This window comes from Methylobacterium sp. XJLW (assembly GCF_003254375.1).
GTDB lineage: Bacteria > Pseudomonadota > Alphaproteobacteria > Rhizobiales > Beijerinckiaceae > Methylobacterium > Methylobacterium fujisawaense.
In genome coordinates this window covers 5,860,838-5,886,913 of sequence record NZ_CP016429.1, presented here as the reverse complement: position 1 = coordinate 5,886,913, position 26,076 = coordinate 5,860,838, and the positions used below count along the sequence as shown (strand labels likewise).

Genomic DNA, 26,076 nt, shown 5'->3' with positions numbered 1-26,076 from the left:
TCAGCGCCGCACGCCATAGGTGGCCGAGGCGCTCCCGCCGATCTGGATGCTGGTCCCGTCGCCCAGGTCGAAGAAGCCGGGACGGCGCGGCTTCGGCGGGCGGATGTCGGCGTCGCAGCCGGGCTGCGGCGGGAGACGCACGCCCTCGGGCAGATTCTCCGGGCAGAGGCGCGCGCGCGCCGGCGGCTCGCCGGCCTGCGCCGCACCGGCGAGGAGGATGACGGGGAGGGCGATGACGGGGAGGGCCAGGCGCAGGCGCGTCATTGCCGGTTCTCCGCAACGTCCGCCGTGGTGACGCGGACCTGCCGGATCCGGCCGTCGCGCACCACCTTCAGGGTCACGCCGGCGCCGAGGCCGGCTTCCTCGATGGCCGCCGTCAGGTCCGCGAGCCGATGGACCGGGCGGCCGTTGGCCTCGACGATCACGTCGCCGATATCCCCGGTCTGCGGGTCGACGCCGCGCAGCCCGGCCTGCGCGGCGGGGGAGCCGGGCAGCACCCGCACGATCACAACGCCGTCGATGCCGAGCCGCGCGGTGGCCGCCTCCTGGGCGGCGATGATGCCGATGCCGGGATTGCGCACCCGGCCGGCCTTGATCAGCTCCGGCACGATGCGGTTGACGACATCGACGGGGATCGCGAAGCCGATCCCGGCGCTGGCGCCGGACGGCGAGACGATGGCGGTGTTGACGCCGATCAGCCGGCCCGCGGAATCGAGGAGGGGCCCGCCGGAATTGCCGGGATTGATCGCCGCATCCGTCTGGATCACGCCGGACAATTCGCGCCCCTCGCTGGTCGGCATGCGCCGCCGCACGGCGCTGATCACGCCGGTGGTCAGGGTGTGGTCGAGGCCGAACGGGTTGCCGATGGCGAAGGCCGATTGCCCGACCTTCAGATCCGCCGAGGTGCCGATCGCCAGCGGCGGCGGCATGTGCCGCACCCGCCCGAGCTGCAGGACGGCGAGGTCGTAGGACGGCGCCAGGCCGACGAGGGTCGCGGGGACCACCTCGCCGTCGCCGAGCCGGACGGAGACCGATCCGCCGCTCTGCGCGGCGTTCTGCACGACATGGGTGTTGGTGACGATGTGGCCGGCGCCGTCCCAGACGAAGCCGGTGCCGGTCTGCGTCCCGCCCTGGTCGCCACCCTGGTCGTCGAGGTCGAGCAGGTCTCGGTTCTGCGCCGCCCCCTGCGCGAAAACGTGAACGACGGACGGGCTCGCGCGCTCGAACAGCGCGACGGTCGAGGTCTCGGCCGGCGCCAGATCGCCGCGGGCCATCACCGCCCGCGGCGTGTCGGCGGAGTAGAGCAGCGGTTGCAGGTAAGGTTGGGCGACGTAGAGCGCCAGCAGGACCAGGACCGCGGCGAGGACGATGCGCACGGTACGATCCGGCACGGGTGTCTCCGAAAGAAGCGCAAAGGCAGGCCCTCGACGGGCGAAGCCTTAAGTGCGCGTTCAGGATCGGGGCGTCAACACAGAGAGGCGCCGCCGCCGACAGGCTCCTGACGTGTTCTGGCGCACGTCGGCGACCGGTGCAGACTGGCTAACGGAATGGTCACCATTCAGGAGCCACAATTCTCGCAAGTCCAGGGCAGCTCAGCTGTGCTCAATACGGACATGGAACACCGAACCCCGCCCACGCTCGTGCCTCGGCACCGGGTGCTGGCTTCGAAAACCGCCCGAATTGATCGCAAAGCTGCCGCAGAGATGCTTGCATTGACGCTCAGACCCTCGATCGCCACCGCTCCTCGGCCCAGCCCGGCGGCGGCGATCTGAACGGTCCAAAACGGTTCGGAAGGACGAGTACCCATGGAAACCGAAGCTCTGGAACGGCCCGCGGATCTGACGATCTGGCGCACGGCCCCGGCGAGCGCCCCGCTCGCGCAGCCCGAGCGCTACGACACCCTGCGCGAGGCGATCGCGGCCGCGGCCGGTGCCCTGGCCGACCCGGCCAAGCAGCCCTGGATCATCACCGAAGAGGGCGAGATCCTCTCGCCGAACTGGATCCGCACCTACCTGAACTGACGCCCGGCGCGACGAAGAACGGGGATACCGGGGATGGCGGCGCGAGCCCCGCCCCGGCCCTGCGCGGGCTCGGTGAGCCCTCCCGGTGATGGCGTCGGCGCCGCTGTCCTGGCACGCGGCGCGCAGCAACCGCGAGCACCACGTTTCCGAACGTCCCGAAGGCAAGGGTCGCGACGCGCGTCACGACCGTGAGGGCTCTGATCGCCCGAAGGCGCCGACCCCGGCGCCGATCACTCCGCCGCGTCCGGCTGGCGAAACCCCTCGATCCCGATCTGGTCGGGGTTGATCGCGTGCAGCGCCCGCCGGGCCGCCTCGAGGGGATGTTCGGCCTCGATCCGCACCGAGGTGAGATCCGGGCTCTTATAGACCGTCACGATCGTATCCATCACCTCGGTCAGCGTGGTGCGCTTGTCCTCGGGGGCGGCGATCAGGAGCTGCAGCCCCCAGGCCCGGTACAGATCGACCAGCGCCTGGCTGTTGCGCACGTCGAGCTTCGAGAAGGCCTCGTCGAGCAGGCACAGGCCCAAGCCCGGATTCTCGTCGCCCGGCCGGTCGCCCGGATAGTAGGCGCTGGCCAGCGAGGCGGCGATCGCCACGTAGAACGGCGCCTGGGCCTCGCCGCCGGAGCCGCGCAGCGCCCGGGCCGACATCGTGGTGCGGTTGCCCGCCCGGTCGCGCATGCCGATCTCGTAGACGAAGTAGTTGCGGTAATCGGCGAGCCGCGCCGCATCCTCCTCGCCGGCGATCAGCGCGGTGATCTCCTCGAGCGCCGCCGCCATCTGCCCCTCCGCCTCGCCGGCGAGCAGCGCCTGCGCGGCCTCGGGTGAGCGGGCGGTCTCGGTGGCGAGCGCGTGCACGGCGGCGTAGCGGCGATCCACCGCCGCCTCGAACGCGTAGGTCTGGCCGGTGAAGCTGCGCGCCGAGAGCCGCTCGTTGAGGGCGGCGAGCCGGGCATGGACCCGCTCGAACCGGTCGGCGAGGCGCGTCAGCAGATCCTCGGTCATCAGGCGGCGCATCTCGACCTCGGCCCGCTCGGCCTGCGCCCTGTAGCGGCGGAGTTCGTGCCCCTCCACGGCCTCGTATTCCCGCCGCACCCAGGCGAAGCCGTCGATCGCCGGGGCGTCCCCGGAGGCGAGCGGGTTCTCCACCCGCCAGGCGGCGCAGGCCTCCGCCAGCTCCCGCTCGGCGATCCGCCCGTGGGAGCGGGCGGCCTCGGCGGACTCCCGGGCGAGGCCGCGCTCGGCGGTCACCCGGGATCCGGCCGCCTTGGCATCGAGGCCGGCCAGCGCCCGCCGCGCCTCGGCGACCACGCCGAGGTCGAAGGGCTCGCCGCGGGCGAGGCGCACCCGCGCGGCGTCGCCGGCACTGAGCTGGCGCAGGGCCGCGCGGCGGGCCGACAGAGCGGCGCGGACGGCCTCGCGCACCGGTCCCATCCGGGCGCGCAGCGCCGCCTCGTCGGCGAGCAGGCGGTCGAGCTTGGGCTCCAGCTCCTCCGACAATTCCCGCAGGTAGCCGACCCGCTCGGTGGTCAGCGCGGCGATCTCGGCGGCGAGCCCGGCGGTATCGCGCTTCTCGATACCCTCCCGCTCGGTCTGGAGCGTGCGCCGCCGCCCGTCGAGCCCGTCGAGCTCGGCCCGGAGCGCCTCCACGTCGTCGAGGCCCCGGGCGACGCGGGCCCGGATCGCGGCCGCCGTCCGGGCGGCCTCGCGCAGGACCGCGGCCTCGCCGCGCAGGCGCCGCGCCTCGGCGACGGCGATCTCGTGGGCGCGGCGGCTGTCGGCGGTGGGCCCGCGATGGCCGCGGGTCATCAGCAGGTCGACGCTGCGGGTGACCGAATAGGCCATCCCGGCCGTGGTCCGGCCGCTCGGGGCGACCGCCCGGGCGAGGCGGGCCAGTTCGGCGTCGTCCCGGGCGAGGTCGTAGCCGCCGAGCCGCACGCCGAGGAACGCCTCCGCGTGCGGGTCGCTGGTCTCGATCACGGTGAGCGGACCGTCGTCGTAGCGGCGGGACCGCTGCTTGGCGGTGTCGGTGGTCTTCACCAGGATGCAGCGGTGGAACCGGTCGCGGCCGGATTGCAGGACGCCGAGTGCCTCGTTCAGCCGGTCCGGGGGAACCACCAGGGCCTCGCGGGCGCGCCCCAGCAGGCCTTCGAGGGCCGGCCCCCAGGTGGGGTCAACGATCTCGGCCAGTTCGCAGATCGGCACCGCGTCGATGCCGCGGCGCTCCAGCTCGCCGCGGAACGCCACCGTGTCGGAGGACAGGCGCGCGGTCGGGCCGCCGCCGGTGCGCGGCGCCGTGCGCTCGGCCTCGCTCTCCTGGGCGCGGGCCTTCAGCGCCGCGTCCTCGGCGGCCCGCTCCAGCGCCTCGTCGAAATCGGGCAGGCGCACCAGCCCGTCGGCCAATTCGGCGAGCGGCCCCTCGGGGCGCAGGATCTCCTCGGGGGAGGATTCCCGACGCAGGCCCGCCCGGGCGCAGGCCTCGGCGAGGCGGGCCGCCTGCGGGCAGCTCTGGCGCAGGATCGGGGCGACCGGCTGGAGCTTGGCCATCTGCCCGACGAGGCCGACGAGATCGCCGATCCGGCCGATCAGCTCCTTCCGGTCGCGCTCCAGCATGGAGAGGCCCAGCGTCGAGGCGGCGAGCCGGCCCTCGGCGGCGCTCGCGGTGGCCAGCGCCTTCTTCTCGGCGATCTCGCCGTCGATCTCGCGGACGTAGCCGCGGCTCGCCGCGACGCGCTCGCGGGCGATGCGCAGGGTGTCGGCGCCTTCCCGGAGCCGGGACCGGACGGCGATGAGGTCGAGGCTCCGGCGGCGCAGCTCGGCGCTCGCCGCGCGCAGCTCGTGCGTCGCGGCAGCGAGGACCGCCTCACCCCAGGCTTCGTAGCGGTCGCGTAGGCGCCGCAGGCGTCCGAGGCGGCTCTCCAGCTCGGCGATGGTCTCCAGAAGCCGACGCCAGTTGGCGATGGAGTGGCGCACGCGCTCGACGTCCAGGGGCTCCGGGTCGAGCACGAAGGCGCGCACGAAGGCGCTGGTGTCGAAGATCGGCTTGAACGCCACCGCGTTGGCGAAGCTGCGCAGGAAGTGGCGCGGCTCCGGCGACGGCGCCCCCTCGCGCAGGGTGGCGAGGACATCGGCCGTGAAGCGTTCGCCGGAGGTCCGGTACTCGGTGAAGCTCGCCGCGCGGGCCCGCAGGTCCGCGGCGATCTCGCTCCAGGGCGCCGTGTAGGTGCCGCCGGGGGCGGTGCGGGCGTAGTCGGAGACCTCGAACCGGTGCCCGACCGCGATGAAGCGCGAGAGCACCGTCTCCTTGGGCTCCACGGCCCGAGCGGCCAGGGCGAGGCCGACCGAGACCACGCGGCCGGAATCGGGATTCTCGAAGACCAGGACCAGCACGGTCTCGCAGGATTCCCGGGTCGGGCGGCCGCCTTCCGCCGGGTCGCTGATCCAGCCCAAGCAATAGTCGCGCACGGTTCGGGCGCTGCGCCCGGAGGCCGAGGCGTTGAGGGCGAGGCGGCTGGCGTTGTTGCCGGCCAGCACCGTGCCGACCGCATCGAAGATCGTCGATTTCCCGGCCCCCGTCGGCCCGACCAGCGCGGCGGCACCGCGCAGCCGGATCTGCTCGCGGCGGATCAGGTACCAGTTGGAGATGGCGATGTCGGTGAGGACGTACACGATGTGGGTGGGTCGGGCCGGTGGCGAGGAATGTTCGGCCCAGTTGGCCGGACTCGGCCGCGTATGCAAGCCGACACGCGCGAACCTCTGAAGCCCGATCCTACCTCAGGTTATGACACTATTAGCACAACCTGTTCATGTCCTGCCGGTCTCGTCCGCACGACCGGAACCGACCGATGCGTCTCAGTCTCAAAGCAAAGCTCAGCGGCCTCTTCGCCCTCCTGCTCCTGGCGGCGCTGGTTCAGGGCGGCGTGACTCTCGACAAGATGCAGGCGGTCGACCAGCGGCTCGCGGAGCTGATCGACAACGCCGTGCCGTCGATCAACGAGGCCCAGGCGATCAACGCCCTCGTGATGCGCTCGCGACTGTGGCAGTTCCGCTACGTGACGGCGGATACCGAATCGGAGCGCGCGACCAGCCTGAAGAGCGCGGACGAGATGATGCGGAACCGCCAGGCGAAGGCCGAGGCCTACCGCACCCTGGTGGCGTCGAAGGAGGAGCAGGCGATCTACGACGACCTGCTCGCCAAGCTCGCGGTGCAGCAGGCCGACTGGACCCGTCTGCGCGCCTTCCCGGCCGATCAGCACGATCAGGCGCTCGCCTATTTCCGCGGGCCGATGAACGCCAACTATCTCGCGGCCTCGACCGCGACCCGCGCTCTGGCCGACCTGAACATCAGGAACGGCGAGGCGGCCGGGCGCACGGCCCGCGACAGCCAAGCGGACGCGGTCCGGACCACCATCGTGAGCCTGCTCGTCAGCTTCGTCATCGCGCTGGGCGCCATGCTGTACGCCTTCACGGGCGTGTCGCGGCCGCTCGCGGGGATGACGCTGTCCATGCGGCGCCTCGCCGACGGCGACACGCAGGCCGAGATCCCCTACGCGGCGCGGCGGGACGAGATCGGCGCCATGTCGGCGACCGTCGCGGTCTTCCGGGAGAACCTGCTGCACGCCCGCGCCCTCGAGGCCGAGACCGCGCAGGCCCGGGCCGGCGCCGAGGCCCAGCGCCGGCAGGCGACGCGCGAACTCGCCGACCGGTTCGAGTCGGCCATCGGCGGCATCGTCGGCTCGGTGACGTCCGCGGCGACGCAGCTCCAATCCACGGCCCAGAGCCTCACCGTGACGGCGACGCAGACGGCCGGCCAGTCGACCAGCGCGGCGGCCGCCGCCGAGGAGGCCTCCAGCAACGTGACCACGGTCGCGGCGGCCGCCGAGGAACTGGGCTCCTCGGTCAACGAGATCGGCCGTCAGGTCGGCTCTTCGGCGGATCTGGCGCAGGCCGCCGTCCGCGAGGCGGCCGCCACGGCCGATCTCGTCCAGGCCCTGAGCACCGGCGCGCGCCGGGTCGGGGAGGTGGTGGACCTGATCTCGGCCATCGCCAGCCAGACCAACCTGCTGGCGCTGAACGCCACGATCGAGGCCGCCCGGGCCGGCGCCGCGGGACGCGGCTTCGCGGTCGTCGCCACCGAGGTGAAGGCGCTGGCCGACCAGACCGCCAAGGCCACGGCCGAGATCTCGGCCCAGATCGCACAGATCCAGGGCTCGACCGGCCAGGCCGTCCAGGCCATCGACGGCATCGCGGGCCGCATCCGCGAGATCAGCGGTATGGCGACGTCGATCGCCGCCGCGGTGGAGGAGCAGGGCGCGGCCACCCAGGAGATCGTCCGCAACGTCGCCGAGGCGGCGACCGGGACCGGATCCGTCACCGCCAATGTCAGCGGCGTCGCGGGCGCCGCCGAGGAGACCGGGGCGGCCGCCGCGCAGGTCCTGGCGTCGGCCTCCGAGATGGCCCGGCAGGCGGCCCATCTCGGCAGCGAGGTGGAGCACTTCCTGGCGACCGTCCGGGCGGCCTGACCGGATCCCGGCCGGCCGGAGGCGTCCGGGCGATGAGCCCGGTCGCCGCCCGTCGTCACGGGCGCCACGCCTGACCCCGGTCTGCGGGACATCGTCGAGCGGGCCGCCGCCGGGACGCTTCGCTCCGTCCGCGAAGACGACACCCCCTCAAGGACGGACGTCGGCCTCAGGCCTCCCCGGCCTCCGACCACGCCCGAAGGCGTTCCATCCAGGCGTCGGAAGCCAGCACCGTCAGCCCCGGCAGGAGCGAGAGCGGGGTGACCCGCTCGACCCGGTCGCGCTCGCCGAGGCGCAGGCCGCCGCGCTTCGCGTAGAGGCGCAGGATGTCGGCGAGCCGCCCCTCCTCGGGAGGCTCGTTGCGCGCCACGGTGCGGATCTTCTCGACGATCTCGTCGGTGGTGCAGTCGACGATCCCGTCAGTCCCGGCCCGGTGGTCGCGCAGGCCCTCCTCGTAGAGGAGCCGGAGCGCCAGGAGCACCAGCGTCTCGTCCTTGCGCAGGCGCTCCGAGACGATGTCGTGGCGGGGCGCGTCGGCGGCCGGGCTCAGCGAGACCATCTGGTCGCGATGCGAGACCGTGAGCGCGTAGCCGAGGCAGGCGAAGTAGTCGGTGAAGAACGGGGCGTAGTGCCGGGCGAGCTCGTAGGAGCGGCCGATCCCCTGGGTCTCGGCGTAGATCACCTGCCCCTTCAGAAGCACTTGGAGGGCACGGCTCAGCTCTTCGGCATCCGGCGCCCTTGCGCCGGGCGGCGGCGGCTCGTCGCCGTCGATGATCGCGCGGAAGCCCTCAAGCATAGGGGCGGCGCTCCAGAAGGAAATCCGGGCAGTCGAGCCAGCCATTGGCCACCCGCTCGGGCAGCCGGGTGACGGCGTAGCGCTCGCCGAGCTTGGCGTCGAACAGCACGTCGATCTCGCGCAGGCGCTGGAACACGATGAAGTCGTCGACGCCCGCGATCACGATCTGCGACCCGCGCAGCCGCACCGCCTTTCCGAGTCGGGCCTCCACGAAGGCGCTCATGCTTTCGGGCGTCACGGTGGTGCGGCGCCGGAACTCCGCCTTGGCGGCCGCGAAGGCGTCGACCACCGGATCGTCCTCGATGTCGGGCAGGGGCTCCATGTCGATCGCGGCCTTGCGGGCCCGCGGCGCCTGGAGATGCGCGTGCCCGATGGGCGGCCGCAGCAGCGAGACGTCGCCCGGCACGTCGGGGGCGATCTCCGACCCGCCGACGGCGCGCAGCATCGCGGCCACGCGCTCGACGCCGCTCGGATCCGGGCGGTCCATCACGTGCAGGGCGGAGGCGATCCGGCGCTCCAGACGCGCCACCACGGCGTCGACGGCATCGAGATGGTTGTCGAGCCCCTCGAACACCGCGAGAATCTGGGCGAGATCCGTCCGGACGGCCCGCTGCGCCGCGTCGAGATCGGCGCTCCGCCCCTCCCGGATGAGGCCCTCGGCCAGGGCCCGGACGGTGAGGGCGTCGCGCAGCGCCCGGCCGGCCTCGCGCACCACGCTGGCGCGGAAGCGGAACGGGTTGAAGCGGGTGTGGAGCGTCCGGTAGTCGCTGATCAGGTGGCGCTCGACGAAATCCTCGAAGAACAGCCGGAAGGTCTTGGCGCGGTCGGGCTCGCGCAGGATGCGCTCCTCGACCTTGCGCATGCCGGCCGCGAGCCCGCGCACGTGCGACAGGAAGGCGGCCGCGCCCCGGGCGGCGTTGGAGAGAGCCTCGGAGCGGTTCGCCGGATCCGACAGGGCGCTCTCGAGGCCACCCAGAACCTCCAGCACGGCCCCGCCGTAGGAGCGGGTCTCGCCCCGTTCCAGCCGGGACAGCTCCTCCAGGAGGAGCCGCGCCTCGGGGTCGAACTCCGCGACGGGGACGTAGCGCTCGCGGCGCTCGATCAGCCAGCCGGTGTCGAGGAGGCGCCGGTAAAGCGCCGTGCGGCGCTCGGTCGGATCGGCGGAGATCGGCTCGTCGCCGCTGACCTCGGGATCGCTCCAGCCGGCGGCGAAGTCGCCGATCTCGGCCAGAAGCTCGGCCTTGCGCACCGGCTCGGCCCCGAGGACGCGCCGGTGCAGATGCAGGAGCAGGGCCGCGTTGAAGCTGCGGCTCGGCGAAGCCAGCGGCTTGAACAGCTCGTCGGACAGCTGCGCGAACAGCATGGTTCTGGAAACTCTCGCCGTCGCGCAGCCGTGCCGCTTACTTCGCGCCGAGGAGTTCGACGTCGAAGATCAGGGTGGCGTTCGGCGGGATCACGCCACCGGCGCCCCGGGCGCCGTAGCCGAGCTGCGGCGGGATGATCAGGGTGCGCTTGCCGCCGGTCTTCATGGTGGCGACGCCCTCGTCCCAGCCCTTGATCACCTGGCCGGCGCCGAGGGGGAAGCTGAAGGGCTGGTTGCGGTCGCGGGACGAATCGAACTTCTTGCCCTTCTTGCCGCCCTCGTCGAGCCAGCCGGTGTACTGGACGGTGACCTGCTGGCCGGCCTTCGGCTCAGGCCCGGTGCCGACGACCTCGTCCTGATACTTGAGGCCGGAGGGCGTGGTCACGGTCTCGGCAGTGGCGGCTGTGGTCATGGCGATCAACGCGGCTCCGAAGAGGGGGGACAGGCGAGGCATGGTTTCTCCCTGGAGCCGGCGCCGTGCGCGCCGGCCGTCGGGAGGCCTTCTATCGCCTCGGACCCGTCCAGGCCAGGGAGCCCGGTCGCCCGAGCCTCCGGGACCGTTCAGGCGGCGCGGACGCTGTCCAGGAACCGGTCGACCTCGGCGGTCAGATGCGCGGACTGGGCCGACAGGGCCGCGGCCGCGGCCAGAACTTCCCCCGCCGCCGCCTCGGTCGCGCTCGAGGCTTCGGCGACGCCGGCGATATGGCCGGTGACCGCGGCCGCGCCCTGCGCCGCCTGTCCGACGTTGCGGACGATCTCTTGAGTGGCGGCGCCCTGCTGCTCTACCGCGGCGGCGATCGAGGTCGCCACGCCGTCGATCTCGCGGATCCGGGCCGTGATCGTCCCGATCGCCGCGACGGCCTCGCCCGTCGAGGCCTGAACCCGCCCGATCTGGCCCGAGATCTCGTCCGTGGCGCGGGCAGTCTGAACGGCCAGCGCCTTCACTTCGGCGGCGACGACCGCGAAGCCGCGACCGGCGGCGCCCGCCCGCGCCGCCTCGATCGTGGCGTTCAACGCCAGCAGGTTCGTCTGGCCCGCGATGGTCGCGATCAGCCCGACGACGTCGCCGATCCGCGACACGGCCTCGCTCAGGTCCCGGACCAGCGCGCCGGTCTGATCGGCCTCCGCGACGGCCGCACGCGCGAGATTGGCCGAGCCGTCGACCTGCCGGCCGATTTCCTGCACGGAGGTGCCGAGTTCCTCGGCAGCCGCCGCCACGGTGTTGACGTTGCTCGCCGCCTGCTCGGCGGCGGCGGCGACGGTTGTTGACTGCCCGGCACTCTCGGCCGCGGTCTCCGTCATGCTCCCGGCGGTGGCCTGCAGGGCCGTGGCCGAGGCCGAGACCTGGGCGATGACGCCGCCGACCGCCCGCTCGAAGCGCTCGGCCATCGCGCGCAGTCCGCTGCGGCGCCGCGCCTCGGCGGCCTGCCGGGCCTCTTCGGCCTCGGCTTCGAGGCGACGGGACCGGATCAGGTTGTCCTTGAAGACCTGCACGGCCCGGACCATGGCGCCGATCTCGTTGCGCCGGTCCAGGCTTGGGACCGCGACGTCGGCATCGCCGGCCGCCAGGGCCTCCATCGTCGCGGTGATCGCCCGGATCGGCCGCAGCACCCCGCGGAAGAGCACGATCAGGGCGAGCGCGACGAGGAGCAGGGTTGCCAGCAGAGCCGCCCCGTCGCGCAGCAGGACGCGCCGGGCCGCGCCGGACAGGGCCTCGGCCCGCGCGATCATCTCGTCGAGGCAGACGAAGGCGAGGTCGACGAGGGTGACCTGCTCGGGCGTATCGAGCTTGCGCGCCTGCGCGAGCGTCAGACCCGGCGGCGTGCCGCGGCTCAGCGCGGTCGCCACTGCGGACCGGCGGGCCAGGGACGGGCCCTCGAAATTGTTCTCCCGGGCCCGGCGGAACGCCGCGCGAACCGTCTCGGACATCTCCGAAGCGGCCTCGATGGCCGATCTCCAGGCCGCGTCGAGACGTCCCCGCTCCTCGGCGGCCGCCACGGTCTCGTCCAGCGTCCAGGCCGTTCCGGCTGCCAGGGACGTCTGCACGCGCAGGGCGACGGCTCCGTTGGCCATGCGCGTCGACCAGGCCGCCCGCTTGAGGGCGAGGTCGCGTCGGAGGATGCCGTCGGACAGCGGGATCGCGGCATCCACGGCATCGCTCGTGGCGATCAGGGCATCGAGCATCTCCTGGAAGTCGGCCTTCGCCTCGGTCGTCACCGCGCCATCCCGCTGGGATCCCGACAGCTTCAGGGCCGCGTCGACCCGGGGCCGGAGGCCTTCGACGCGTCCGCCGGCAGCCCGCAGGGGGCCGAGGGTCGCAGTCACGGCGGGGAGACCCAGCCCGTCGAGGAGGGGCTGTGCTTCGGCCAGCCCGGCGATCACCCGCTGCCGGTCCGCGTAGAGCGACGCGCGGGTCTCGGCCTCGACGGGCTCGGCGGCGGCGAGGAATTGCAGCGTCGCCCCCCGTTCGAACCGGGCCACGTTCAGGGTCTGGAGAAGGGCGCGGCTCGCCCGCACCAGGGTGATGACCTGCTCGGCCTCCGCCGCCTGCTCCTGCGCCTCCCGCACGGCGCCCGTCGCGAAGGCCAGCATGATCGTCGCCATGGCGACGAGGACGAGACACATGGTCGTCCGGATCGACAGGTCCCGCACCCGCATCATGCTTCACCTCCGACGGCCCGACAGATCGAGCGTATCGCAGGATCATAACAAGTTTTTCTCAGGCACAATCAAAAAATCCGATGTATTTCTATGGTCATTCGACCGCGTATAGCCTCATTCGAAATATGATTTGAGGGAATTTCCGGCATTTACCGAATGAAACCGCGAATAATCGCGAAAAGCATCTCTTCCAAAATACAAATATCTCAGGACCGTCTCTCACCCGTCTGCGCGCGATCGACGTCGCCGCCGGGGTGCGGGCCGACGAAGCACCTTCGAAGCACCTTCGCGGGGCAGGGAGGCGGGCTCGCAGCGGCCCCGTCGCGTCAGCCGGCCAGAAGCCCCGCGACATGGGCCACGAGCCGCCGGGCGACTTCCTCCTTGCCGAGGCGCGGCCAGGTTTCCACCGCACCGTCCCGTCGGATCAGGTGAACCGTGTTGTCGGCGCCGCCCATGACGCCGCCCTCGGCCGACACGTCGTTGGCCACGATCAGGTCGCAGCCCTTCCGGGCAATCTTCGCCCGGGCGTGCTCGACGACCGTGTCGGTCTCGGCGGCGAACCCGACCACGAGGGGCGGGCGCCCCACCGGCAGGCGGGCGATCGTGGCGAGGATGTCGGGATTCTCCACCAGCGGCATCGGCGCCGGGCCGGTACCGTCCTTCTTGATCTTCTTGCTGCCGGCCTCCTGCTCCGGACGCCAGTCGGCGACCGCGGCGGCGAAGACCGCGATGTCGGCCGGCAGCGCCGCCTCGACGGCTTCCAGCATCTGCCGGGCGGTCTCGACCCGGACGACGGCGACGCCCGGCGGATCGGGGAGCGCCACGGGCCCGGAGACCAGGGTCACGGCGGCACCGGCCGCAGCGGCGGCCGCCGCGATGGCGTGGCCCTGGCGGCCGGAGGAGCGGTTGGCGATGTAGCGGACCGGATCGATCGGCTCGTGGGTGGGACCGGAGGTCACGAGCACGCGCCGACCGGCCAGGGGCCTGTCCCCGGCCTGCTGGCCGAGCATCCGCTCCAGCGCATCGGCGATCTCGTTGGGCTCGGCCATGCGGCCGGGGCCGGATTCGGGCTCCGCCATCCGGCCGGCATTCGGCCCCACGATCCGGACGCCGTCGCCCTCCAGGACCGCGCGGTTCCGGCGGGTGGCCGGATGCGCCCACATCTGGACGTTCATGGCCGGCGCGATCAGGATCGGAAGGGTCGTCGCCAGCAGGACCGTGGTCGCGAGGTCGGCCGCGTGGCCGCCGGCCATGCGGGCCATCAGGTTGGCGGTCGCGGGCGCCACCACCACGGCATCCGCCTGACGGGCGAGCTTGATGTGGCCGATCTCGGCCTCGGAAGCCCGGTCGAACAGGTCGGTATGGGCCCGCTCGCCGGCGAGCGCGGCGGCGGCAAGGGGCGTCACGAATTCCTGCGCCCCCGCGGTCAGCACCGGGCAGACGCTGGCGCCGCGCTCGCGCAGGCGCCGGATCAGGTCGAGGGCCTTGTAGGCCGCGATGCCGCCGCCGATGACGAGGAGGACGCGGCGCTGGGCGAGGGTCTCGGTCATGCCGACGACCCTCTGCGCGCCGGTGCGCGCCCGTCAAGCGGCCTCAGGCCGCGGCCGAGACTGCCGGAGCCTTCAGCCCGCCGAACCGGCGCTCGCGGCGGCCGAACTCGGCGACCGCCTCGGCCAGGTCCTCGGGACCGAACTCGGGCCACATCCGCTCTGTGAAGTGCAACTCGGCATAGGCCGCCTCCCACAGCATGAAGTCGGAGAGACGCCGCTCGCCGCCGGTGCGGATCAGCAGGTCGACATCGACGGGAGAGCCGTGCATCGGGCCGGCCACCAACTTGCCGAAGCTCTCGCGGGTCGGATCTTCGCCCTGGAGGCGCTGCGCCGCGGCGATGATCGCGTCGCGGGCCGAGTAGTCGACGCAGATCCGGAGATGCAGCCGGGTCCCCGCCGCCGTGGCGGCTTCCGCCGCGGCGATCGCCTCGGGGATGCCGTCCGGCAGACGGTCGCGCCGGCCGACGACGCTGAGGCGCGTGCCGGTCCGGGCGAGGCGCTGGGTCTCGTTGCGCAGGTAGGAGCGCAGGAGCCGCATCAGGCCGCCGACCTCTTCGGCGGGGCGCTGCCAGTTATCCGCCGAGAAGGCGTAGAGCGTGAGCGTGCCGATGCCGAGATCCGGACAGGCCTCGGCGGTGCGCCGGATCGACTCCACGCCGCGGTGGTGGCCGGCCAGCCGCGGCAGGCCGCGCTGCGTGGCCCAGCGCCCGTTACCGTCCATGATGATCGCGGCGTGCAGGGGACCCGGCACCGCTTCGCTTTGCATCGTAAAGTCTCCCGGCATGGGCGTGGCGTTCAGGTCTATCGAGACGGGATTAACATTCCCGGCGGGACGGGGCGGTCTCACGCCGTTTTCGTGGCCGGATCGAGGCCGCGGACACCGGATTCGGGGCCGCGCTCGGCGGCCTGCGCGGCGTCGCGCACCACCTGCTCGAGCACGCCGAGATAGCCGATGAAGCGCTGGCGCCCGGTGACGGTGAGGCGGCAGACTGTCTGCGACCGGTTGTGCGCGAAGCCCTTCTCGAGGCTCACCAGATCGGCCTCGCTCAGCACGGCGAGGTGGCGGCTCAGGTTGCCGTCGGTGAGCCCGCACAGGCGCTTGAGATCCGGGAAGGGCAGGCCCTTCGGATGCGCCACCAGGGAGGTCAGCACGCTGAGGCGCGCCCGCTCGTGGATGATCCTGTCGAGCCCCTCGTAAGAAAAGCGCCCGTCGGAACGGTCAGCGGTCGTCATCGAAGGCCCGGGCCGCGTGATGGATGATCCCGGCCAGCCACGCTTGACCGAGCAGGAAGGGCAGGCCCATCGTCCAGGGGGACAGGGCCCGGGTCTCGGCCGAGACCGCCAGCACGGCGAGCCCGGCGAGCAGGTACCAGGCGCCGACGCCCTGGACAGCCCGCGGCAGGATCCGGGACGAGGCGAACAGGCCGAGGCCGACCAGCACCTGCCAGAGACCCGGCAGCATCCAGACCTCGTCGGGTGCGAAGCGGGCGACGACCAGGGCGAGGCAGGCCCCCGCGCCCGCGGCCGGCAGGAACACCTCGATGGCGTTCCAAACCATGGCGTCGGCGAGGCCGGAATGCAGGCGCCGGCTGCGCCGGACCGCCTCGACGCCGATCATCATGAAAGCCGCGAGGGCGGCCGCGATCCAGAGGCCGAAGAACAGGCCCGGCCGCGCCGCGGGATCGCCGAGCCACAGGGCCTGCCCCGCCGCGCAGGCCAGCGCGAGGAAGCCGGTGCCGGCGACCGTCGCCGCCCCCAAACCCCGGAACGCCGTGTCGCGGGCGATCTGCGAGCGGATCGCCACGATGTCGGCCAGCGCCTTGTCCAGGTCCTGCATGTGCCTCAAGCCCCCGGCTGCAGCATGCTTCGCACCGCGCTTTGCATCGCAAAGTATCGACAGGATGGGCTTTCCGCAAGCCGCCTGTCCCACTCCGCGGATGCGGATCTTCTCAGCATCCGAGCCCGAGGTCGAGATCGGCACCCCGTGAATTCTACTTAATGGCTGTATTCGCTACACCTTCTCCAGTGGAAAGGGGTCTCGCCCACCCGCCGGTCCGAGGCGCGGGCGGCCTCCCACGGAAGTTGTCAAACTGCACCCGTGCAGGGTTCCTCGGAGCGGGGTCCAGGCCCATATTGTTCTCATGCCAGCACCGAAGAAACCGCGCGCCGCTTCCGTTTCGGCGTCGTCCGCCAAGGCGTCGAAGCCCGAGCTCAAGCCGCTCGACACCTATCTGGCCGAGCTCCTGAACCCGGCACTCAACCGGAACCGGCCGGCCGCCGTCGAGCCGCCCCCCGAGCCGCCCGCGCGGCCGGGCAAGCCGAAAGGACGAGCCGGCAAGGACGGCACCAAGGCCGCCGCGCGCCGGGGCGCGATCGCCCGCGACGGCTTCGCGGAGGCTCCGCAGGCCGGTTACGCCCTCGGCGACGCGGCCGATGTCGATCCGCGCCTCGCCCAGGCGCTCGGCCTGACGCCACCGGAGGACGGTCCGGTGCCCGAGGGCGCCGACCTGCCGGATCCCGGCGGCGACGGCGGCGCCTCGGCCACGGTGTCGGCCCTGGAGCGGCTGCTCACCGAGGGCAACCCGCTGTTCAAGGACGGCCAGACCTGGGTCCCGCACCGCCCAGAGCGACCGAAGAAATCCGAGGGTGGCGTCCGGTTCACGCTGAAATCCGAGTTCAAGCCCGCCGGTGACCAGCCGAAAGCGATCGCCGAACTCGTCGGCGGCGTGCAGGGACTCGAGCGCGATCAGGTGCTGCTCGGCGTCACCGGCTCGGGCAAGACCTTCACGATGGCCAAGATCATCGAGGAGACCCAGCGCCCGGCCCTGATCCTGGCGCCCAACAAGACGCTGGCCGCGCAACTCTACGGGGAGTTCAAGGCGTTCTTCCCGGACAACGCCGTCGAGTACTTCGTCTCCTATTACGACTACTACCAGCCCGAGGCCTACGTTCCGCGCTCCGACACGTTCATCGAGAAGGAATCCTCGATCAACGAGCAGATCGACCGGATGCGCCACGCCGCCACCCGCGCCCTACTGGAGCGCGACGACGTCATCATCGTCGCCTCGGTCTCGTGCATCTACGGCATCGGCTCGGTCGAGACCTACACGGCGATGTCGTTCACCGTGTCGCTCGGCGAGCGGATCGAGCAGCGCCAGCTCATCGCCGACCTCGTGGCCCTGCAGTACAAGCGGATCCAGTCGGATTTCGCCCGCGGCACCTTCCGGGTGCGCGGCGATTCCATCGAGCTGTGGCCCGCCCACTTGGAAGACCGCGGCTGGCGCATCGGCCTGTTCGGCGACGAGGTCGAGAGCATCGTCGAGTTCGATCCGCTCACCGGCAAGACGATCTCCGAACTGAAATTCGTGAAGGTCTACGCCAACTCGCACTACGTGACGCCGCGCCCGACGCTGCAGCAGGCGATCAAGGGCATCAAGAACGAGCTGAACGGCCGGATCGAGGAATTGACCAAGATGGGCCGGCTCATCGAGGCGCAGCGCATCGACCAGCGCTGCACCTTCGACATCGAGATGATCGAGGCCACCGGCGCCTGCAACGGCATCGAGAACTATTCCCGCTACCTCACCGGCCGGAAGCCCGGCGAGCCGCCGCCGACCCTATTCGAGTACCTGCCCGACAACGCCCTGGTCTTCACCGACGAGAGCCACGTCACGGTGCCGCAGATCGGCGGCATGTACCGGGGCGACTTCCGCCGGAAGGCGACGCTCGCCGAATACGGCTTCCGGCTGCCCTCCTGCCTCGACAACCGCCCCCTGCGCTTCGAGGAATGGGACGCGATGCGCCCGCAGACGGTCCACGTCTCGGCGACGCCCGGCAAGTGGGAGATGGAGCAGACGGGGGGCGTCTTCGCCGAGCAGGTGATCCGCCCGACGGGACTCGTGGATCCGGTGATCGAGATCCGCCCGGCCCGCAGCCAGGTGGACGACCTGCTGGGCGAGGTCCGCGAAGTCGCGCAGGCCGGCTACCGGACGCTGGTGACGACGCTCACCAAGCGCATGGCCGAGGACCTCACCGAGTATCTCCACGAGAACAGCGTGCGGGTGCGCTACATGCACTCCGACATCGACACGCTGGAGCGCATCGAGATCATCCGCGACCTGCGGCTCGGTGCCTTCGACGTGCTGATCGGCATCAACCTCCTGCGCGAGGGCCTCGACATCCCGGAATGCGCCCTGGTGGCGATCCTCGACGCCGACAAGGAGGGCTTCCTCCGCTCGGAGACCTCGCTGATCCAGACCATCGGCCGCGCCGCCCGCAACGCCGACGCGCGCTGCATCCTGTACGCGGACAACATCACCGGCTCGATGGAGCGGGCGATGGCCGAGACCGAGCGGCGCCGCACCAAGCAGCTCGCCTACAACGAAGAGCACGGGATCACGCCGCAGAGCGTGAAGCGCGGCATCGCCGACATCCTCAGCAGCGTGTTCGAGCGCGACCACGTCCAGGTCGATACCGGGCTGGCCAAGGACGCGATCACGGTGGGCCACAACCTCAAGGCCGTGATGGCGGATCTGGAGAAGCGCATGCGCGCCGCCGCCGCCGATCTCGACTTCGAGGAGGCAGCCCGCCTGCGCGACGAGCTGAAGCGGCTCCAGGCCACCGAGCTTCTGGTCTCGGACGACCCGATGGCACGACAGAGCGACGTGGAGCGCGAGGCCGGGAAGTTCGGCCGGAAGGCGCCGCGCGGGGCAGGGGGCGCAGGCGGAGGCGGCAGCCGCATCGCCAAGCCCGACCTCGACAATATGGGCCCCGGCACGGACCGGGAGCTTCCGGTGGGCGGCCTCGCGCCGGCCTGGCAGGAGCGGCCGAAGCCGCGCTCGACGCAGGGGCTCGGCGGGCAGAAGCCCAAATACAAGGGCGGCGGCGGACGGCGGCGGGGCTGACCGGCCGCCGTTGGCTCAGGCGGCCTCGTGATCCCGGCCATGCGCCGTCGCGGCCTCGCCGGCATCGACGATGGCCTGGGCGATCCGGACGGCGAGGGCGTTGCAGGCCTCGTCGTAGGCGTGGGGATCGGCCTGTACGGCCGCCTGTGCGACCGCGCCTGCGCGCTCCCGGACGATGTCGCGCGCGGTGCGCAAGGCGTCGGCGAAGGGCTCGAAGGGTCGGGGCATCGGCGCGCTCCGGAAGCGTCGGGCCTTTGGCCCGGATTGGCGGCTGGAACGAGCAGCGCCCCGAAACTGTTCCCGCCGCCGCTGGACGTGGACGCCGGACCGGCCCAGATCAGCGGCCAGAAGAGACGAGCACGCGATGGCCTCAGAGACGAACACGCCCCCGACCCTCGATGACGAGACCCTGGCCTTCGCTGCCCGCGTCTTCCAGTACGCGCGGATGGGCCATGCGGAGGATCTCGCCGACCTGTTCGGGCAGGGGCTGCCGGCGAACCTGCGCAACGACAAGGGCGACAGCCTGCTGATGCTGGCCGCCTATAACGGCCAGGCGGACGCCACGCGGGTGATCCTGGAGGCCGGCGGCGACCCGGAACTCGCCAATGACCGTGGCCAGACGCCCCTCGCCGGCGCGGCCTTCAAGAACGATCTCGCGATCGCGCAGCTCCTGCTCCAGCACGGGGCCAGGGTGGACGGGACCGGCGACGGCACCCGCACGGCCCTGATGACGGCGGCGATGTTCGACCGCACCGAGATGGTCGACCTGCTCCTCCGCCACGGCGCCGACCCGGACCGGCGCGACGCCTCCGGACAGAGCGCCGCCGACATGGCCCGGGCAATGGGTGCCCAGGCGACGCCGGCGCAGCTCGACGGGGCGCCCCGGAGGCAGGCTTAGGCTCACACTCAGAAACGGATCCAGGCGGGCGCGACTGTCGCCGCACAAGGGAGCACAGCTTTGGCGCGATGGATTGGGGCGGTCCTGCTGGCCTGCTTTGCGGGACCGGCGTCCCTCGGGTCGAGCTCCGCCGCTGAATCGCCCTGGCCGGCCTTCGGACACGATCCGAGCAACCGCAACTTCTCCGACCTGACCCAGATCGATCGCGACACTGTCGGTCGGCTGCGCCCCGCCTGGATCTTCCAGACCGGAATCACCGGATACTTCCAGGCCCAGCCCGTGATGGTGGACGGCACCCTCTTCGTCTCCACGACGCAGAACAACGTCGCGGCCCTCGACGCGAAGACCGGCAAGCCCGTCTGGACCTACACCCACAAGCCGCGCACCGAGAAGATCTTCGGACCGCCCTCGAACCGCGGGGTGGCGGTGTCGGGGGGTCTCGTCTTCGAGGCGACCATGGACGGGCGGCTGATCGCCCTCGACGCGAAGACCGGCAGGATCGTCTGGGACAAGGAGGCGGTCCGCCCCGAGGAGGGCGAGAGCGAGACCGCCTCGGGCCTCGCCGCGACGCTCGGCGGCAAGCCCGTCCAGGGCTCGAGCCGCCTCGGCTTCAAGATGCCGCCGTTGGTTGCCGACGGGCTCGTGATCGTCGGCGTCACCGGCGCCGGATACGGCCTCCACATCGAGGACGAGGCGGGCGGCCTCGATGGCGGCGCCGTCGTCGGCATCGAGGGCGGGTACGGGCGACGCGGCTGGCTCGCGGCCTACGACGCGAAGACCGGCGAGGAACGCTGGCGCTGGTACGTCACGCCGTCCGAGGGTTGGGAGGGGGGCTTCGTCGCCCAGACCGCCGACGGCACGCCGCTCCACCGGGACATCGCCGCCGAGAAGGCCGCCGCTCCGGCCAACCGCGACGCTTGGCGCGTCGGCGGCGGCTCCCTCTGGATGACGCCGGCCTATGATCCGGATCTCGGCCTGATCTTCCTCGGCACCGGCAACCCGGCCCCGCAGAATTTCGGCCTCTCGCGTCCGGGCGACAATCTCTACACGATGTGCCTCGTGGCCCTCGACGTGAAGACCGGCGCGCTGCGCTGGTACTACCAGCAGGTGCCGCACGACGAATGGGGCTACGACGTCGCCGCGCCGCCCTTCCTGCTCGACATGCCCGATGGCGCGAAGGCGGTGGCTTCGGCAAGCAAGACCGGCTGGATCTACGTCCACGACCGCGCCACGGGGACGCTCCTGGCGCGGTCCGCGCCGCTCGTCGATCAGAAGAACCTGTTCGCGCCGCCGACGCCGCAGGGCACCGTGGTGGCGCCCGGTCCCCTCGGCGCGGTCTCGTGGCCGCCCACCGCCTATGACGGCCGGCGCGCCTACGTTCAGGTCCGCCACGGGGCGACGACCTACACGGTGAAGACCGTTCCGGCGGCCGCCGGGCGTCCGGAGATCCGCTACACGGAGACGGGCGAGGCGAAGGGCGAGGCGTCCTTCAGCACGCTGACGGCGGTCGACCTCGTGGATGGCGGTAGGATCGCCTGGTCGGTCCGCAGCGGGAGCCGTCTCTCCGGAGGGACCCTGGCGACGGCCGGCGGCCTCGTCTTCTCGGGAGAGGAGGACGGCCATCTCGACGCCCACGATGCGAAGGACGGCCGGATTCTCTGGCGCTTCCAGTGCGGGGCCGGCATCAGCGGCCCGGCGATGACCTACGCGCTGGACGGCAAGCAATACCTCGCGGTGGCGGCGGGCGGCGCCTCCTTCACCAAGGCATCCGGGTTCGGCACCGGCGACGCATTGCTGGTCTTCGCGCTGCCCGATTGACCGCGACCGAGCTTGGCCGGATGTCTCCCGTCCGTTCGGGGGACGGATGGCCATGGCGGACCTGTGCGAGGACATCGGGGGCGGGGCGACGGTCCAGCCGACGGATCGCGGTCCGCCGGTCATCCGCACCATCGCGATGCCCGCCGACACCAATCCCGCCGGCGACATCTTCGGCGGCTGGCTCATGGCACAGATGGATCTCGCGGCCGGCAACGTCGCGGCCCGTCGGGCACGGGGCCGGTGCGCCACCCTCGCGGTCGACGCGATCACCTTCCACCACCCTGTCTTCGTGGGCGACGAGGTGAGCCTCTATGCGTGGCTCCTGAAGGTCGGGCGCTCCTCCCTGCGCATCCAGGTCGAGGTCTGGCGGCGCGAACGGGCGAGCGAGGTCACCATGAAGGTGACCGAGGCGACCTTCACCTTCGTGGCGATCGGCGAGGACCGGCGCCCGCGGCCGGTGCCGCCGGCCGAATCCGGGCTCTGATCCGGTTTCGAGGACGGGATCGGGGCGACCTTCAGCGACGCGGCGCGATCCTCGGCGCCTGAGGGGACCGGCGCGGATCCGGACCGGTGGCGTGCGCCCGAGGGTCAGCATTCTATGCGCGCGGGCGGTTTTGCCGATCCGGGACCGTATCGGATCGGTGCCGGACGGCCGCAGCCCTGTCATCGCGGGCCGTGAGACCGTGGCGACCGTTGAAGCGCCGGGAAACATGCGCCTCGGTGGCGAAGCCGCACCGATACGCGAAGGCGCCGATCGACATGTGGAGGCAGGCCGGGTCGGATCGACGTCCCTCTCCGGGCCCTAGAGAGGCAGTTCCAGGAACCGTCCGGGCTGTCGGCGTCCGACGCGACGCCGCCAGCCCGTCGATCCGGCAGGATGATCCCGCCCGGAGCCTGAACCGAGCGCCGGTCGGCAGGGCGAGCCACATCCATCCTGCGCCGATCCCGCAGGGCGGTCGCCAAGCGGCTGCATCTCGGTCGCGAGGACGGCATTCCGCGCGCGTCCCGCGTCCGGCGGCGATACGCGTGGGATGGCGAAGCGCCGAGGGTCGGGGACGATCGGGCGGCGGATCCGCCTCAGCGCGCCAGGACGGCGTAGCGGGTGCGCAGGCGCAGGCCGAACACCGCCATCATGAACATGCAGCAGGTGGCGTTGTTACCGTTGTAGAGCACCGTCTCGAAGGAGGCCGAGACCAGCCCGAGAAACCACAGCCGCAGGAACAGCATGGTCTCCGCGTCGAGGCGCATTCCGCCGGCCACGCGCTGCAGGTCGCGCACCGGGGCGAGGACGAAGGCCACCACGGTGAGCGCGAGGAACGGCAGGCCGCCGATCAGCGCGGTGTCGAGATAGGCGTTGTGGGCATGGTCGACGGTGGTGACCCAGGTCAGCTCCTCGGAGCCGGCGTACATGGTGCGTTCGGTCATCCAGAAGGCGCCGATGCCCCAGCCGCGCCAGGGCCGGATCATGATGTTGTCGATGGCGAACTGCCAGATCTCGCTGCGGCCCGTGAAGGTCGCGTCGGTGAGCAGCGCCCCCACTGCGTCCTGGATCGGCGGCGCGAGCACGGAGCCGATGGAGATCAGCGAGAACCCGATCACGGGGCCGAGGAGCAGCAGGCGCCGCAGGAACCCGCCGGTGAGGACCTGGCACAGGCCGGTGACGGCGAGGATCACCGGAAGGAGCAGGATCGCGGTCTTCGAGCCGCTCGCCACCAGGAAGCCGGCCGCCAGGAGCACGATCGCCCAGCCGAGCAGACGGCTCGCGACGGTGGCGACGTAGAGGCCGACGATCACCAGGATCACCATGGCTGCCCCGGCCTCGTTCTTCTGCGGGAAGATTCCGCGCCAGAGACCGGGATGGCTGGGATCGGAATTGACGTCGAAGGCCGAGTGGATCGCGAGATTGGGCACGAGGGCGACCGCGAGGTAGGAGCCGAGCACGATCACCAGGGCGGATCCGGCCATGGTCAGCGCCAACTGCCGGGGGGATCGGGCCACGATCAGCACGCCTGCCGAGAGCATCGCCGCGATGGCGAACAGGACGAGCCGCCGCAGCGACAGGCTGGGCTCGATCGACAGGAGCGCCGTCGCCCCGAGCCAGAGGGCGCAGAGGACGAGGGGACGCGTCAGCAGCGGATGAAGGTGCCGGACGCCGATCCGGTGGATCGCCGCGGCCATGGCGGCACCGGCGCCGAGAAACAGGACCTGCGTCAGCAGGCTTCCATCCTCGGAGGCCGCGAGCATCGACCGATCCGACAGATCCTTCAGCCAGACGTGGTTCCAGAGCAGGACGAAGACGAACCCGTTCAGAAGCACGCGCAGCACGTCGGGCATGTCCCGGCCCGCGACGCCGCGCTGCCGCCCGTCGGCCGGGATCCCGATCGCCGCGTCCGCAGAAGCCATGCCGTCCCACCGCGAGGCCGCGCCGTGCGGCCGAGACCATTCTAGCGGCCCGCGGGTCCGGGGCGATGGAAAATCAGACGTTCCGGCCGACGATCGCGCGATAACCTTGACGTAAGCCCGAAGCGATCAGCGCCGCATCGTGTACTGCGAGCGGCCGGCGGATTGCCGCATCAGGAACGAGGCCATCTCGGCGAGTTCCGGGGCCTTGGAGCGGAAGGTGACGGACAGCGCCAGCAACGTGTCCTTGTGATCGAGCCCCGCATAGATCCGCTCCTGGACCGGGACGTGCTCGGCCCGCAGCTTGGCGGCGAGGCTGACCGTGTGCCGCGGCTTCACCACCGTGTCGGCGTCGCCGGTCGCCAGGAAGGCGGGGGGCGAGAGCGGGCCCGCGAAGGCCACCGGCTGCGTTGCCTCCGGATCGGGAGCCTTCCCGAACACCTTCACGGTGGTGTCCTGATCGAACGGCAGGAAATCGTAGGGTCCGGACAGGCCCGCGACCGCCTTGATGACCTTGGGATCGATTCCGGCCGCGATCACGTAGCGCGGGTCGAGGCCGAGCATCACCGCGTTGTAGGCCCCGGCCGAGTGGCCGGCGAGCACGATCCGGCGCGGATCGCCGCCATAGCCCGCGATGTTGTCGCGCACCCAGGCGATGGCCGCCGCACCATCCTCCAGGAAGCCGGGAAACGGTGCCTCCGGGTAGAGCCGGTAGTCGGGCAGCACCGTGACGAAGCCCTGCGCGGCGAGCGCGTGCCCGACGAAGGCGTAATCGTCCTTGGAGCCACTCTGCCAGGAGCCGCCGTAGAAGAACACGAGGACCGGCGCATTCTCGGCGGCCGCCGTCGGGACGTAGACATCGAGGTGCCGCCGCGGCCCTTCGCCGAAGGGCTGGTCCTTCGCGGCGAGGCGCCCCCCCGGATCGCGCGGGCCGATCGCGTCGAACAGGGCGAGCGGCGAGGCAGCGGTGAAGCCGAACGCGGCGAGCCCGAGACAGAGGAGGCTAGCAAACGCGGTGAGGAGGCGTGTCATATCCCATCCGGTTATCCCGACCGGCTCATACCGCACCGCCCTCGGGGCGGATTGATGACGGTCCCGCGGCGGATCGTGAAAAATCAGGTCCGCAGGACGATGCAGGCGCCCCCGACCTTGCGGATGCGGCCGCACAGGTCGTCGGCCGCCTGCCGGCTCTGCGCCGGGATGCGGATCCGGTAGAAGGCGCGGGTGCCGCGGTTGCGCAGGCGGGTACCGATGATCATCGGCCGCACCTCGCCGATCACCCCCGCATAAGCGCTCCGCGCCCGGTTGAAGCTCTGGAGCGCCAGCGCCTTGGAGAAGTTGCCCGCGAGCTGGATCCCCCAGGGAGCGGCCGGTCCCTCGTTGAGGCCGAGGGCGAAGCGGTCGCCGCGGGACGGAACGCGCAGGCTGGCGGTCACCTGCAGGCAGGTCTGCGGTGCCTCCGGATGGGCCTCCTTCGGGTCCTTCGGGTCCTTCGCGTCCTTGCCCTCGGGCTTGGCGGGTGCGCCGCCCTCCGGGTACTCGATCGCCTTGGCGGGCCCGGTCCGCCAATCGTCCACCGGCCGGCCCGTGATGACCGCCACGTAGGTCCGGGTCTCGGCGGGCAGGCCGCCATCGCCGGCGAGCCATTTGCTGACCCGCGCGGCGCCACCGTTATAGGCCGCGGCGGCGAGCCCAAGATTGCCGAACTGTCTGTTCAGGTCGGCGAGCAGGTGGGCTGCATGCGGGATCGCCTGCTCGGGATCGAACGGGTCGAGGAGGCCGCGCTCCCGTGCCGTTCCCGGCATGAATTGCGCGATGCCCTGCGCCCCGGCCGGGCTCACGACCCCCACGCGAAAGCTGCTCTCGCGCCAGATCAGGCGCGTCAGGAACGGCACCGGCAGGCCACGGGCCTTGGCGGATTCGTCGATCAGGCGGCACAGGGCCTGCTCGACGGTCTCGGTCGCCCCTTCGGACGGGGCGGCCGCGGCCGGATGCGCGCAGGCGAGGGCGAGGAGCAGGGCGCCGAGGCGCAGGGGCGGGGCAATCACGCCGCGCATGTAGCGACCTGCGGGTGCGGATCAATCCAGACCGTCAACCTTCCCGTGCGGTTCGGGCGGTGCACCTTTGCGCTATGGCGCTTCCGGGCC

21 protein-coding genes are annotated in these 26,076 nt (G+C 71.9%); 6 read left to right on the top strand and 15 right to left on the bottom strand.

Annotated features, from left to right (window positions below; translation table 11 throughout):
* Both A3862_RS27110 and A3862_RS27105 read right to left on the bottom strand, forming a co-directional pair.
* Nucleotides 1–264, bottom strand: coding sequence for a hypothetical protein (locus A3862_RS27110; protein ID WP_111474123.1), 264 nt, complete (start codon nt 262–264; stop codon nt 1–3).
* Nucleotides 261–1,391 carry a S1C family serine protease gene (locus A3862_RS27105; RefSeq protein WP_043388664.1) on the bottom strand — a complete coding sequence of 377 codons (1,131 nt, stop codon included), beginning with the start codon at nt 1,389–1,391 and terminating at the stop codon, nt 261–263. The genes A3862_RS27110 and A3862_RS27105 overlap by 4 nt, the downstream gene beginning before the upstream one ends.
* 414 nt (nt 1,392–1,805) lie before the next feature.
* Here A3862_RS27105 and A3862_RS27100 point away from each other — a divergent pair, with 414 nt between their 5' ends.
* Nucleotides 1,806–2,021, top strand: coding sequence for a hypothetical protein (locus A3862_RS27100; RefSeq protein ID WP_043352013.1), 216 nt, complete (start codon nt 1,806–1,808; stop codon nt 2,019–2,021).
* Between the two features lie 230 nt (nt 2,022–2,251).
* Here the strand turns inward: A3862_RS27100 and A3862_RS27095 are convergent, their stop codons facing one another.
* Nucleotides 2,252–5,689: an SbcC/MukB-like Walker B domain-containing protein gene (locus tag A3862_RS27095; RefSeq protein ID WP_053610950.1), complete on the bottom strand. Its 3,438-nt coding sequence runs from the start codon at nt 5,687–5,689 to the stop codon at nt 2,252–2,254.
* A 176-nt stretch (nt 5,690–5,865) separates the two neighbouring features.
* Between A3862_RS27095 and A3862_RS27090 the strand changes: the two genes are divergently transcribed.
* On the top strand, nt 5,866–7,542 hold the full coding sequence (locus tag A3862_RS27090) for a methyl-accepting chemotaxis protein (protein ID WP_111474122.1): 1,677 nt from the start codon (nt 5,866–5,868) through the stop codon (nt 7,540–7,542).
* Between the two features lie 166 nt (nt 7,543–7,708).
* On the opposite strand, the gene A3862_RS27085 is transcribed toward A3862_RS27090, so the two are convergent.
* From A3862_RS27085 to A3862_RS27050, 8 genes are all read right to left on the bottom strand, one after another.
* Nucleotides 7,709–8,335, bottom strand: a complete 627-nt coding sequence (locus tag A3862_RS27085; protein ID WP_043345479.1) for a DUF4194 domain-containing protein — start codon at nt 8,333–8,335, stop codon at nt 7,709–7,711.
* Entirely contained in the window at nt 8,328–9,698 is a 1,371-nt protein-coding gene (locus tag A3862_RS27080; protein WP_043345481.1) for a Wadjet anti-phage system protein JetA family protein, read from the bottom strand. The genes A3862_RS27085 and A3862_RS27080 overlap by 8 nt, the downstream gene beginning before the upstream one ends.
* Nucleotides 9,699–9,735: 37 nt before the next feature.
* On the bottom strand, nt 9,736–10,152 hold the full coding sequence (locus tag A3862_RS27075; RefSeq protein ID WP_043345483.1) for an FKBP-type peptidyl-prolyl cis-trans isomerase: 417 nt from the start codon (nt 10,150–10,152) through the stop codon (nt 9,736–9,738).
* 107 nt (nt 10,153–10,259) lie between these two features.
* A complete protein-coding gene (locus A3862_RS27070; RefSeq protein WP_100794074.1) occupies nt 10,260–12,356 on the bottom strand; it encodes a methyl-accepting chemotaxis protein in 2,097 nt (698 codons plus the stop codon).
* Between the two features lie 329 nt (nt 12,357–12,685).
* Entirely contained in the window at nt 12,686–13,909 is a 1,224-nt protein-coding gene (gene coaBC, locus A3862_RS27065) for a bifunctional phosphopantothenoylcysteine decarboxylase/phosphopantothenate--cysteine ligase CoaBC (RefSeq protein ID WP_043755923.1), read from the bottom strand.
* Nucleotides 13,910–13,952: 43 nt separating this feature from the next.
* Complete coding sequence (locus A3862_RS27060; RefSeq protein WP_043755924.1) at nt 13,953–14,675, bottom strand: di-trans,poly-cis-decaprenylcistransferase; 723 nt, start codon at nt 14,673–14,675, stop codon at nt 13,953–13,955.
* A gap of 77 nt (nt 14,676–14,752) precedes the next feature.
* Nucleotides 14,753–15,142, bottom strand: a complete 390-nt coding sequence (locus tag A3862_RS27055) for a transcriptional regulator (protein WP_043345490.1) — start codon at nt 15,140–15,142, stop codon at nt 14,753–14,755.
* Nucleotides 15,129–15,746 carry a hypothetical protein gene (locus A3862_RS27050; protein ID WP_043345491.1) on the bottom strand — a complete coding sequence of 206 codons (618 nt, stop codon included), beginning with the start codon at nt 15,744–15,746 and terminating at the stop codon, nt 15,129–15,131. Before A3862_RS27050 ends, A3862_RS27055 begins: the two co-directional genes overlap by 14 nt.
* A gap of 304 nt (nt 15,747–16,050) precedes the next feature.
* On the opposite strand from A3862_RS27050, the gene uvrB reads away from it, so the two are divergent.
* Nucleotides 16,051–18,813 carry an excinuclease ABC subunit UvrB gene (gene uvrB, locus A3862_RS27045; RefSeq protein ID WP_043388682.1) on the top strand — a complete coding sequence of 921 codons (2,763 nt, stop codon included), beginning with the start codon at nt 16,051–16,053 and terminating at the stop codon, nt 18,811–18,813.
* A gap of 15 nt (nt 18,814–18,828) precedes the next feature.
* On the opposite strand, the gene A3862_RS27040 is transcribed toward uvrB, so the two are convergent.
* Nucleotides 18,829–19,041, bottom strand: coding sequence for a hypothetical protein (locus tag A3862_RS27040; protein WP_043388686.1), 213 nt, complete (start codon nt 19,039–19,041; stop codon nt 18,829–18,831).
* Between the two features lie 136 nt (nt 19,042–19,177).
* On the opposite strand from A3862_RS27040, the gene A3862_RS27035 reads away from it, so the two are divergent.
* The 3 genes from A3862_RS27035 to A3862_RS27025 all read left to right on the top strand — a co-directional run bounded on the left by A3862_RS27035 (nt 19,178) and on the right by A3862_RS27025 (nt 22,013).
* Nucleotides 19,178–19,711, top strand: a complete 534-nt coding sequence (locus A3862_RS27035) for an ankyrin repeat domain-containing protein (protein ID WP_043755925.1) — start codon at nt 19,178–19,180, stop codon at nt 19,709–19,711.
* Between the two features lie 84 nt (nt 19,712–19,795).
* Nucleotides 19,796–21,529 carry a pyrroloquinoline quinone-dependent dehydrogenase gene (locus tag A3862_RS27030; protein ID WP_236962143.1) on the top strand — a complete coding sequence of 578 codons (1,734 nt, stop codon included), beginning with the start codon at nt 19,796–19,798 and terminating at the stop codon, nt 21,527–21,529.
* A 52-nt stretch (nt 21,530–21,581) separates the two neighbouring features.
* Nucleotides 21,582–22,013, top strand: coding sequence for an acyl-CoA thioesterase (locus A3862_RS27025; RefSeq protein WP_051976355.1), 432 nt, complete (start codon nt 21,582–21,584; stop codon nt 22,011–22,013).
* A 593-nt stretch (nt 22,014–22,606) separates the two neighbouring features.
* On the opposite strand, the gene A3862_RS27020 is transcribed toward A3862_RS27025, so the two are convergent.
* The 3 genes from A3862_RS27020 to A3862_RS27010 form a co-directional block, all read right to left on the bottom strand.
* Nucleotides 22,607–23,932 (bottom strand): O-antigen ligase family protein, encoded by a 1,326-nt coding sequence (locus A3862_RS27020; protein ID WP_043346764.1) that lies wholly within the window; start codon nt 23,930–23,932, stop codon nt 22,607–22,609.
* A 126-nt stretch (nt 23,933–24,058) separates the two neighbouring features.
* The gene (locus tag A3862_RS27015; RefSeq protein ID WP_043346765.1) at nt 24,059–24,961 is read right to left on the bottom strand and encodes an alpha/beta hydrolase; all 903 of its coding nucleotides are present in this window, start codon (nt 24,959–24,961) and stop codon (nt 24,059–24,061) included.
* Nucleotides 24,962–25,044: 83 nt separating this feature from the next.
* Nucleotides 25,045–25,986: a lytic transglycosylase domain-containing protein gene (locus A3862_RS27010; RefSeq protein ID WP_043755930.1), complete on the bottom strand. Its 942-nt coding sequence runs from the start codon at nt 25,984–25,986 to the stop codon at nt 25,045–25,047.
* Nucleotides 25,987–26,076 lie beyond the last annotated feature (90 nt).

Coding starts and splice junctions, on each gene's coding strand:
- A3862_RS27025 (WP_051976355.1), top strand. CDS start 21,582: ATGGCGGACCTGTGCGAGGACATCGGGGGCGGGGCGACGGTCCAGCCG.
- coaBC (WP_043755923.1), bottom strand. CDS start 13,909: ATGACCGAGACCCTCGCCCAGCGCCGCGTCCTCCTCGTCATCGGCGGC.
- A3862_RS27040 (WP_043388686.1), bottom strand. CDS start 19,041: ATGCCCCGACCCTTCGAGCCCTTCGCCGACGCCTTGCGCACCGCGCGC.
- A3862_RS27015 (WP_043346765.1), bottom strand. CDS start 24,961: ATGACACGCCTCCTCACCGCGTTTGCTAGCCTCCTCTGTCTCGGGCTC.
- A3862_RS27110 (WP_111474123.1), bottom strand. CDS start 264: ATGACGCGCCTGCGCCTGGCCCTCCCCGTCATCGCCCTCCCCGTCATC.
- A3862_RS27070 (WP_100794074.1), bottom strand. CDS start 12,356: ATGCGGGTGCGGGACCTGTCGATCCGGACGACCATGTGTCTCGTCCTC.
- A3862_RS27080 (WP_043345481.1), bottom strand. CDS start 9,698: ATGCTGTTCGCGCAGCTGTCCGACGAGCTGTTCAAGCCGCTGGCTTCG.
- A3862_RS27060 (WP_043755924.1), bottom strand. CDS start 14,675: ATGCAAAGCGAAGCGGTGCCGGGTCCCCTGCACGCCGCGATCATCATG.
- A3862_RS27010 (WP_043755930.1), bottom strand. CDS start 25,986: ATGCGCGGCGTGATTGCCCCGCCCCTGCGCCTCGGCGCCCTGCTCCTC.
- A3862_RS27100 (WP_043352013.1), top strand. CDS start 1,806: ATGGAAACCGAAGCTCTGGAACGGCCCGCGGATCTGACGATCTGGCGC.
- A3862_RS27055 (WP_043345490.1), bottom strand. CDS start 15,142: ATGACGACCGCTGACCGTTCCGACGGGCGCTTTTCTTACGAGGGGCTC.
- A3862_RS27035 (WP_043755925.1), top strand. CDS start 19,178: ATGGCCTCAGAGACGAACACGCCCCCGACCCTCGATGACGAGACCCTG.
- A3862_RS27075 (WP_043345483.1), bottom strand. CDS start 10,152: ATGCCTCGCCTGTCCCCCCTCTTCGGAGCCGCGTTGATCGCCATGACC.
- A3862_RS27090 (WP_111474122.1), top strand. CDS start 5,866: ATGCGTCTCAGTCTCAAAGCAAAGCTCAGCGGCCTCTTCGCCCTCCTG.
- A3862_RS27085 (WP_043345479.1), bottom strand. CDS start 8,335: ATGCTTGAGGGCTTCCGCGCGATCATCGACGGCGACGAGCCGCCGCCG.
- A3862_RS27020 (WP_043346764.1), bottom strand. CDS start 23,932: ATGGCTTCTGCGGACGCGGCGATCGGGATCCCGGCCGACGGGCGGCAG.
- A3862_RS27050 (WP_043345491.1), bottom strand. CDS start 15,746: ATGCAGGACCTGGACAAGGCGCTGGCCGACATCGTGGCGATCCGCTCG.
- uvrB (WP_043388682.1), top strand. CDS start 16,051: ATGCCAGCACCGAAGAAACCGCGCGCCGCTTCCGTTTCGGCGTCGTCC.